Annotated in this window: 10 protein-coding genes; 4 read left to right on the top strand and 6 right to left on the bottom strand. The window is 61.5% G+C overall.

All coding sequences use genetic code 11. The features are described 5' to 3' along the window. The 4 genes from ATY76_RS05540 to ATY76_RS05525 all read right to left on the bottom strand — a co-directional run. The coding region (locus ATY76_RS05540; protein WP_141104989.1) for a porin at nucleotides 1-667 on the bottom strand (667 nt) is incomplete at its 3' end. A 689-nt stretch (nucleotides 668-1,356) separates the two neighbouring features. Then, complete coding sequence (locus tag ATY76_RS05535) at nucleotides 1,357-1,845, bottom strand: Lrp/AsnC family transcriptional regulator (protein ID WP_003540387.1); 489 nt, start codon at nucleotides 1,843-1,845, stop codon at nucleotides 1,357-1,359. Nucleotides 1,846-1,914: 69 nt separating this feature from the next. After that, on the bottom strand, nucleotides 1,915-2,547 hold the full coding sequence (locus ATY76_RS05530; RefSeq protein ID WP_088673706.1) for a uracil-DNA glycosylase family protein: 633 nt from the start codon (nucleotides 2,545-2,547) through the stop codon (nucleotides 1,915-1,917). 4 nt (nucleotides 2,548-2,551) lie between these two features. Then, nucleotides 2,552-3,109, bottom strand: a complete 558-nt coding sequence (locus ATY76_RS05525) for a thermonuclease family protein (protein ID WP_088673705.1) — start codon at nucleotides 3,107-3,109, stop codon at nucleotides 2,552-2,554. 106 nt (nucleotides 3,110-3,215) lie between these two features. Between ATY76_RS05525 and ATY76_RS05520 the strand changes: the two genes are divergently transcribed. After that, the gene (locus ATY76_RS05520; RefSeq protein ID WP_088673704.1) at nucleotides 3,216-4,751 is read left to right on the top strand and encodes a HAMP domain-containing sensor histidine kinase; all 1,536 of its coding nucleotides are present in this window, start codon (nucleotides 3,216-3,218) and stop codon (nucleotides 4,749-4,751) included. A 1-nt stretch (nucleotide 4,752) separates the two neighbouring features. On the opposite strand, the gene ATY76_RS05515 is transcribed toward ATY76_RS05520, so the two are convergent. Next, on the bottom strand, nucleotides 4,753-5,136 hold the full coding sequence (locus tag ATY76_RS05515; RefSeq protein ID WP_088673703.1) for a diacylglycerol kinase: 384 nt from the start codon (nucleotides 5,134-5,136) through the stop codon (nucleotides 4,753-4,755). Nucleotides 5,137-5,146: 10 nt separating this feature from the next. Next, nucleotides 5,147-6,163 carry a nicotinate-nucleotide--dimethylbenzimidazole phosphoribosyltransferase gene (gene cobT, locus ATY76_RS05510; RefSeq protein WP_088673702.1) on the bottom strand — a complete coding sequence of 339 codons (1,017 nt, stop codon included), beginning with the start codon at nucleotides 6,161-6,163 and terminating at the stop codon, nucleotides 5,147-5,149. 157 nt (nucleotides 6,164-6,320) lie between these two features. Between cobT and ATY76_RS05505 the strand changes: the two genes are divergently transcribed. Genes ATY76_RS05505 through ATY76_RS05495 form a run of 3 tightly spaced genes read left to right on the top strand, consistent with a single transcriptional unit; the run spans nucleotide 6,321 to nucleotide 8,038 of the window. Beyond that, nucleotides 6,321-7,103 carry an adenosylcobinamide-GDP ribazoletransferase gene (locus tag ATY76_RS05505; protein ID WP_088673701.1) on the top strand — a complete coding sequence of 261 codons (783 nt, stop codon included), beginning with the start codon at nucleotides 6,321-6,323 and terminating at the stop codon, nucleotides 7,101-7,103. An 18-nt stretch (nucleotides 7,104-7,121) separates the two neighbouring features. Then, the gene (locus tag ATY76_RS05500; protein WP_088673783.1) at nucleotides 7,122-7,340 is read left to right on the top strand and encodes a DUF1289 domain-containing protein; all 219 of its coding nucleotides are present in this window, start codon (nucleotides 7,122-7,124) and stop codon (nucleotides 7,338-7,340) included. Continuing rightward, the gene (locus ATY76_RS05495; protein WP_088673700.1) at nucleotides 7,337-8,038 is read left to right on the top strand and encodes a TIGR02281 family clan AA aspartic protease; all 702 of its coding nucleotides are present in this window, start codon (nucleotides 7,337-7,339) and stop codon (nucleotides 8,036-8,038) included. Before ATY76_RS05500 ends, ATY76_RS05495 begins: the two co-directional genes overlap by 4 nt. Nucleotides 8,039-8,042 lie beyond the last annotated feature (4 nt).

Here is an 8,042-nt window from a genome sequence, read left to right as displayed (position 1 = left end):
TATCGAAGTCCCAGCCACCGGTGACCTGGTAGCTGAATGCGCCGGCAGTGCCGCCAACGCCGAAGGCAACGCCAACGTTGTTGGAGGTTTCGCCAGTCTTGTAAACGCCGTCTTCCAGTTCGTCGACACTGAGGCCGGCATAGAAGTCGCCGCTTTCGTACTGATAGCGGATGGAGTTGTGCAGCGTTACGACAGAACCGATGTCGTCGGTTTCACCCGAGAGACCATCGTCCCACCAGCTGTAGAACAGACCGGCGCGGAAGCCCGCGACGTCGAGGTAAGCGGAGTCGAGAATGGCTTCCTGGTCGGAGGCATTGTCAGCATTGAACTGCATGACGATGACGCCGGTCAGCGGACCATATTCGGTGTCGCTCTTGGCCGTGAACTGAACCTGACCGCGGGTGACTGCATCCCAATCGGAATCGTTAGGACGATCAACCGAATTGCCCGGACGGTCGCCAACGTTAACCTGGAAACGGATGTAGCCTTCGATCTTGAGGCAGGTTTCGGTGCCCGGGATGTAGAAGTAGCCGGTGCCGTAAGCGTCGCAGACGCGAACATATTCAACCGGTTCCGGCTCAGCAGCAACGATAGCGTCAGCTGCAAGAACCGGCGTCGATGCAGCAAATGCTGCTGCTGATGCAAGCAAAACCATTCTGATGTTCATTTACCAATCCATTCCTTTGTCGATCGGGGCTGATTTCCCATCGGGTAGTCGATTTGAAGCCGGCCCAGTTTGAACAGCCATCTCGGCGTGCGGATCGATCGAACCGCCGAACCGTCATCCCATACCGGGCTAAATCAAGCAATTCTCGATGCACGCCAGATGGGCTGCGCCAGCCGACTTTCCCCGGCAACGTGATTTTTATACAACAACTTCAGATATTTAGATTGAAAACACGACAAGCGGCTCCGCCATGGAAATCCTCCATCGCAAGCCGCAGACAATACACCCCATTTGTCAAATTCTTCACCGTCCGACCCCCGTCGAACATACTGGTGAAGCGAATAAACTCTACCGCCGGCTAATCAACACACGCAAGGTGGCGGCTTAGAACATGATGTTCTGATTTCGATACCAATGAGTCAAAATCATGACATGGGCCTCACTGGTTCCATTCACCATAGCTCGGCAAAGGTTACCGGGCTATGTATTTTTCTGGATTCCGGCGGGATTCGAGCATTTTTTTGCTATTCCCGCGGCTTTTCTACAGTCTGAGCCGCCCATTTTGATCTCAGCCCCCCGGATCGGCCGCGTTTCCGCCTATGACGAAAATGCCGATCCGGCCTCATGTCCCATGCAGTTGTACGTCAGCGTACGGTAGCAAAGACTCACGTGGACTCAACCGCTTGAGCTCAATCCTCGTTGGACTTGGCATTATCGAGGATCATGTAATCGAGCGGCAACTGAGTCGAATACTTGATCTGCTCCATCGCGAAAGCCGAAGAGACGTCGCGAATCTCGATCTTGGCGATCATTCGCTTATAGAAAGCGTCATAAGCAGCGATATCAGGCACGACGACTCGCAGGAGATAATCGACGTCGCCGCTCATCCGGTAGAACTCGACCACCTCGGGGAACTCGGCGACCACCTCGGAAAAACGCCGCAGCCATTCGATCGAATGAGTGGCCGTGCGAATCGACACGAAAACAGTGACTTTGGTGTTGACCTTCTCGGGGTCGAGGATGGCGACTCGGCGCTTGATGACGCCGTCCTCTTCCATCTTCTGGATGCGTCGCCAGCAAGGCGTCGTCGAGAGCCCCACTTTCTTGGCGAGATCGGCAACTGCAAGGGTCGAATCTTCTTGCAGAAGACGTAGTATCTTTCGGTCGAGGCGGTCCATGCGCACAACAGTCCTTTCGAATTATTTTCTTTGTATAACCCGATTCCGAGCGACGAAAAGAATTTTGTTTCAGAAAAGCAGCTTTTTCGTCCGTTCCCGCAGGATCGGCAGCAATTCTTCCTCGAACCATGGATTGCGCTTCAGCCAGCCGCTGTTGCGCCAGCTCGGATGCGGCAGGGGCAGCACGGCGGGCAACCGGTCGGAAAGAAGGGCGTCGCGCCACGCCCGCACCGTCTCCGTCATATTGCCCCGTCGCTCGCCGGCCATATGCCAGGCCTGCGCATATTGGCCGATGACCAGCACCAGTTCGATCTGCGGCATGGCCGAGATCACCCTTTGCCGCCAGAACGGCGCGCATTCGCGGCGCGGCGGCAGATCGGAGCCCTTGTCGTCGTAACCGGGGAAGCAGAAACCCATGGGCACGATGGCGAATCGGTCGCGGTCATAGAAGATTGCCCGATCGACGCCGAGCCATGATCGCAACCGGTCGCCGGAGGCATCGTCAAACGGCAGCCCGCTCTCGTGAACCCGAATCCCCGGCGCCTGCCCGGCGATCAGGATGCGCGCGGCCGATGAGATTACGGCCACCGGCCGCGGCTCGTGCGGTAGCCGGTCTTCGACGCCTTTTGCCGGTGCGTCACGACAGATGCGGCACCGGGCGATCTCCTGCCGCAGCTTCTCCAGCCTGGCTTCGTCGGTCATGTCTTCACTCCCATCCGGCGATCTGCCCGATGAAACGCAAGGCGTTGTCGAAACCGGAACTTTGGCGCGCATGATCACGCACGTCGCGCGGCCGCTCGAAAGTCCCGGCCCAAAGGCCCGCTTTGGCAGCCCTCGCCTCAATCTCCTCCTTGCCATAATGGCCATAGGAGATGGCCATGCCACCGCGCACCATGGCTGCATTGATATCGCCGCGCGCGCCATTCCGGCAGACGACGAGCAGCCTGTCGTAGCGGTCGCGGCGATTGCCCTGGCATAGCGTCCCTGCGGCCAGCACCATGGCTTGCAACGCCTCGCGCGCCGCGCGCCCGCAGGCCCAGGCCTTCCCGGCCCTCTCGCAGCTCTGATGGAGCTCCGGCGCATCGATGCCTTCGAGGCGCAACCGTTCTTCTCCCAATGTCAGGCTGTCGCCGTCGGCTGCGTGAAATGCACCCGCGTGCTCGATTCTTGCCGCATCGTTGAGCTTGGCGGCGATCAGCGCGATGAGCGCCAGCAAGGCAAATGCCGTCACGCCGTCGCGAATCAGGCGCAGGCCTCTTGTCACGCTTTCGCCTCCTTAAAAAACAAATCCTTGGCAAAGATGGCAAACATCTTCTTAAGAATTGTCGGTTAGGCTCTTATCCACCCTGGGATGAAGTTTCAACGTGCACATGAGTACCGGCGTAAGCACATCGACCGACAAGATTATCGTCGACAAGTCGCGCAGCCACCGCAACAAGGCCGTTTCCAAGGCCGTGCGGCAGACCCGCGAACGTCTTCAGTCTGGTCATGCGTCCAATTCTTCCTTCGACCGCGATGTACTTAAGATGTATGTGGCGTCGGCGCTACAAGGCGCGACGATCATGCCACTCTTCGTCGTCATCATTACCGCGCTCGGCGTTTACTTTACCCAGAACACGCAATTGCTCTTCTGGGCGCTTCTGACGCTCACCTGCCACACCGGCAATATCTTGCTCGCGCGGCGCGCTCGCCGGCAGGAGATCACCGCCGAGAGCGCGCGCAGATGGCGCCGCCTGCTGCTTGCCGGCCAATTTCTGCTCGGCTGCTGCTGGGCTGTCTTCGCGCTGCAGGGCTGCGATACCTGCGAGCCGTCGAGCTTCATCCTCTATAAGGGCGCGACGCTGCTGATCGCGCTCTCCGTCACGGCAATGTCGAATTTCATGCTGACGCCCTCCGTGCTGGTCGCTTTCGCACCGGCGGTGGTGGCGCTCACCGCCAAGAGCGGCCTGTCGCGTGACTTCCTTGAAATCAGCCTGACTGCGGTCTTCACCACCACGGTCGTCTTCTTTAGCTATATCAGCGACCGCCTCTTCCGGTCGAACCTGATGATCCTTTCCTACCAGTCGGAAAAGGACGATCTCATCGCCGAGCTGGAAGTGGCCAAATCCATGTCGGACGAGGCCCGCCGCCGCGCCGAAGAGGCGAATCTTGCCAAGTCCCGCTTCCTCGCCTCCATGTCGCATGAGCTCAGGACCCCGCTCAACGCCATCCTCGGTTTCTCCGAGGTCATGTCGGCGGAAGTGCTGGGGCCGCTCGCCAATCCGACCTACAAGGAATATGCCGGCGACATCCACCGCTCCGGCCAGCATCTGCTCGATCTCATCAACGAGATCCTCGACCTCTCGCGCATCGAAGCCGGCAAATACGAGCTGAGCGAGGAGGCGATCTCCCTGCTCGATATCACCGAGGATTGCATCGGCATGGTCCAGCTGCGCGCTCGCGCCAAGAACATTGCCATATCGGATCAGTTCGAGCGGCAATTACCGGCCATCTGGGCCGACGAGAAGTCGATGCGCCAGGTGGTGCTCAATCTTCTCTCCAACGCCGTCAAGTTCACGCCGCAGGGCGGCGAGATCCACGTCAAGGTCGGCTGGACGGCCGGTGGCGGCCAGTACATCTCGATCAAGGACAACGGCCCCGGCATTCCGGAAGACGAGATTCCCGTCGTGCTGTCGGCCTTCGGCCAGGGCTCGATCGCCATCAAGAGCGCCGAACAGGGCACCGGCCTCGGGCTGCCGATCGTCCAGGCGATCCTTGCCAAGCATGACGGGCAGTTCCTGCTGAAATCGAAGCTGCGCGAAGGCACCGAGGTCATCGCCATCCTGCCCGCCAAGCGCGTGCTCCAGAGCCTGCCGGCGGTCGAAGAGGCGCAGGCGGTTGCCCGCAAGCGCAAGAGTTTCGCCTGAATCAGCTGAAAAACAGATGTTTGCCAAGCACGAAAGCCAGATAAAGGCAGCAGGCGGCAATCATGCAGGACACCGCAAAGGAGCCGAGATCCTTGCCGTGTTTGCCCACGATCGAAATCTCCGGTGAGATTCGGTCGATCACTTCCTCGACGGCGGTATTCATCGCTTCCATCGAAAACAACCCGAGAAACAGAAGCACCGCGACGACGATCTCGCCGGCGCTCGCCCCGACCAGCGCCAGCGCCGCGAGCGACACGACGAAGAAGCCGAGCTCCTGGCGGAAGGCCGCCTCTTTCAACACGCGGCGAAAGCCGGCCCAGGAATAGCTGGCGGCTGCGATGAAATGCCGAAATCCGGTCTCCTTGGTCACCGCAGGCTTCGTCAAGATACCCCTCCTATTGCTTGCCGCTCACACCTGCCTGGGCAAATGTCGCCATGCCGGAATGGCAGGCGGCGGCGGCCTTGACGATGCCGGCGGCAAGCGCCGCTCCGGTGCCTTCACCGAGCCGCATGCCGAGCGCCAGAAGCGGCGTCTTGCCGAGCATCTCGATCGCGCGCAGATGTCCGGGCTCGGCGGAAACATGGCCGATCAGGCAATGGTCGAGCGCGGACGGATTGGCGGCTTTCAGGATCGCCGCCGCCGCGGTGGCGACATAACCGTCGATCAGCACAGGGATGCGCTCCATGCGCGCGGCAAGGATGGCGCCGGCCATCGCCGCGATCTCGCGGCCGCCGAGGCGCCGCATGATCTCCAGCGGATCGTCGAGATGGTCGCTGTGCAGCTCCACCGCCTTTTCCACCGCCGCGATCTTGCGCTCCAGCATCTCGCCTTCCGAGCCGGTGCCGGGTCCAACCCAGTCGCGCGCCGAGCCGCCGTAAAGCGCATAATTGATCGCTGCCGCAATCGTGGTGTTGCCGATGCCCATTTCGCCGATGCAGAGCAGGTCGGTGCCGCCGGCAATCGCCTCCATGCCGAAGGCCATGGTCGCGGCGCAATCGCGCTCGGAAAGCGCTGCCTCTTCGGTAATGTCGCCGGTGGGGTAATCGAGCGCCAGATCGAAAACTTTCAGGCCGAGGTCATAGGCGACGCAGATCTGGTTGATCGCAGCGCCGCCAGCCGCGAAATTCTCGACCATCTGCTGGGTCACCGCCGGCGGAAAGGGCGTGATGCCTTGCCTCGCCACACCGTGGTTGCCGGCGAAGATCGCCACCAGCGGCCGGTTGACGGCAGGCGGCCGGCCAGTCCAAGCGGCAAGCCAGAAAGCGATTTCCTCCAGCCGTCCGAGCGCGCCTGGCGGCTTGGTCAGCTGCGCATCGCGTTCGCGCGCGGCCACCAGCGCTCGGGCGTCCGGTCCCGGCAGGTCGCGGAGCAGGGTACGGAAATCGTCGAACGGCAGGCCTGAAACGCTCATCTGTGCGGTTTTCCTATGAATCCGGATATTCTTGTTTTCACGCAAACCACTTGTTTGCGTCGAGCAAATCAGCTTGTTTGCGGTGGCAACTCTCTTAAAGCGGGCGGACGACGCGAACAACTCCAAAAGCGCCGCGACCTCCGGCGGATGAAGCAGAATGAAGATCAAGGATCATGCGGTCGATACCGCCCGCGCCGTCGCCTTCTTGAGCCGCATTCCCATGCCACAATGGCTGTTCGAAGGCTATGACGGCAGGCTCGGCCGGCTGGTGCGCGCATTTCCCTTCGCCGGCACAGCCCTCGGTCTTATCCCTGCCCTCGCCCTCCTCCTCCTTTTGGGCCTGCGGGCTGATCCTCTGATGTCGGCGCTGATCGCGCTTTCCGTCCAGGTCGTCGTAACGGGGGCGCTGCACGAGGATGGCCTCGCCGACACGGCCGACGGCATCGGCGGCGGTAAGAGCCGCGAACACAGCCTTCTCATCATGAAGGACAGCCGGATCGGCACCTATGGCGCAACAGCGCTGATCCTCTCCTTCGCGATCCGCGCCGCCGCACTCTCCGCCATCGCCCGCGATTCCTCGGCCCTTGCCGCCGCTCTCGCCATTCCCGCCGTCGCCGCTCTCAGCCGCGGCGCCATCGCCTGGCATTGGCAGCGGCTGCCGCCGGCAAAGGCCGATGGCATCGCCGCCTCCACCGGCCAGCCTGATGAAGCGGCGATGCAGTTTGCGCTCACCGCCGCCGGCTTCTTGGGCGCCCTGCTGATCTGGCCGGCATTCGGTCTGCTGCCGCTCGTTGCGAGCCTGCTCGCCACCGGAATTGCAGGGCTCGCCTTCACCGCCTTCATTCGCCGCAAGCTCGGCGGCCACACCGGCGACACGCTCGGTGCGATGCAGCAGATTTGCGAAATCGCCGCCATCTGCGCCCTTGCCACGGCTCTTTGAAACCCCGATATGTCTTTCATGCAAACACCCTGCATCCACGTCTGCTCAATGGATCCCGGCTCCGGATTTTGCGCCGGATGTGGCCGCACTCTCCAGGAAATCGGCGGCTGGACGGACTATTCCGATGCCGAAAGACACCGGATCATGGCGCTGCTGCCGGCAAGGCTTTCGGGCGCCGTCATGGGCTCAAACCAGACAAAAACAAACTTTGCCGGCGCGCCGGAGCGGCCTTTATGATTCGTCTCACCCTCCTCCTAGCCGTGATCGGCATCGGCCTTGCCGTGCTGATCGTCAACAATGACAGCAGCCGCATCCTCGGCCTGCAGAGCGAAGAATTCGGCCGCTTCATCTACCTGCTGCCGATCGCGCTGATGCTGTCGGCCGGCATCTGGGCGAGCCGGCGCAGCGTCGGCGAGACGATGCGCCAGCTGACGATCTGGCTCGTCATCATCCTGGCGCTCGCCACCGTCTATCTCTATCGCCAGGAAGCGCTCGGCGTCGGCAACCGGCTGCTGGCCGGCCTGGTTCCGGGGCGCGCCGTCGTCGTCACCACAAGCGAGGGCGGCCAGGAAGTGATCCTGCACAAGCTGCTGAACGGCCATTTCGAGGCCGATGTCGGCGTCAACGGCCAGACGGTCGAAATGCTCGTCGATACCGGCGCCAGCATGGTGGCACTCTCGCATGAGGACGCCGAACGAATCGGAATTGATCTCTCCCGCCTCACCTATTCCATGACGGTCATGACCGCCAACGGCCGCAGCCGTGCTGCGCCCATCACGCTCGATCAGGTCGCGGTCGGTCCAATCGTCCGCAACAATGTCGCAGCCAGCGTCGCCGAGGACGGCCGGCTCGACCAGAGCCTGCTCGGCATGAGCTTCCTGGAAACGCTGGGCTCCCTGCAGATGCAGACCGACGAACTGCGTATGCGAGACTAAGATC

It is taken from the genome of Rhizobium sp. R339 (assembly GCF_002211395.1).
Lineage (GTDB): Bacteria > Pseudomonadota > Alphaproteobacteria > Rhizobiales > Rhizobiaceae > Rhizobium.
This window is presented reverse-complemented; position numbering and strand designations above follow the sequence as displayed.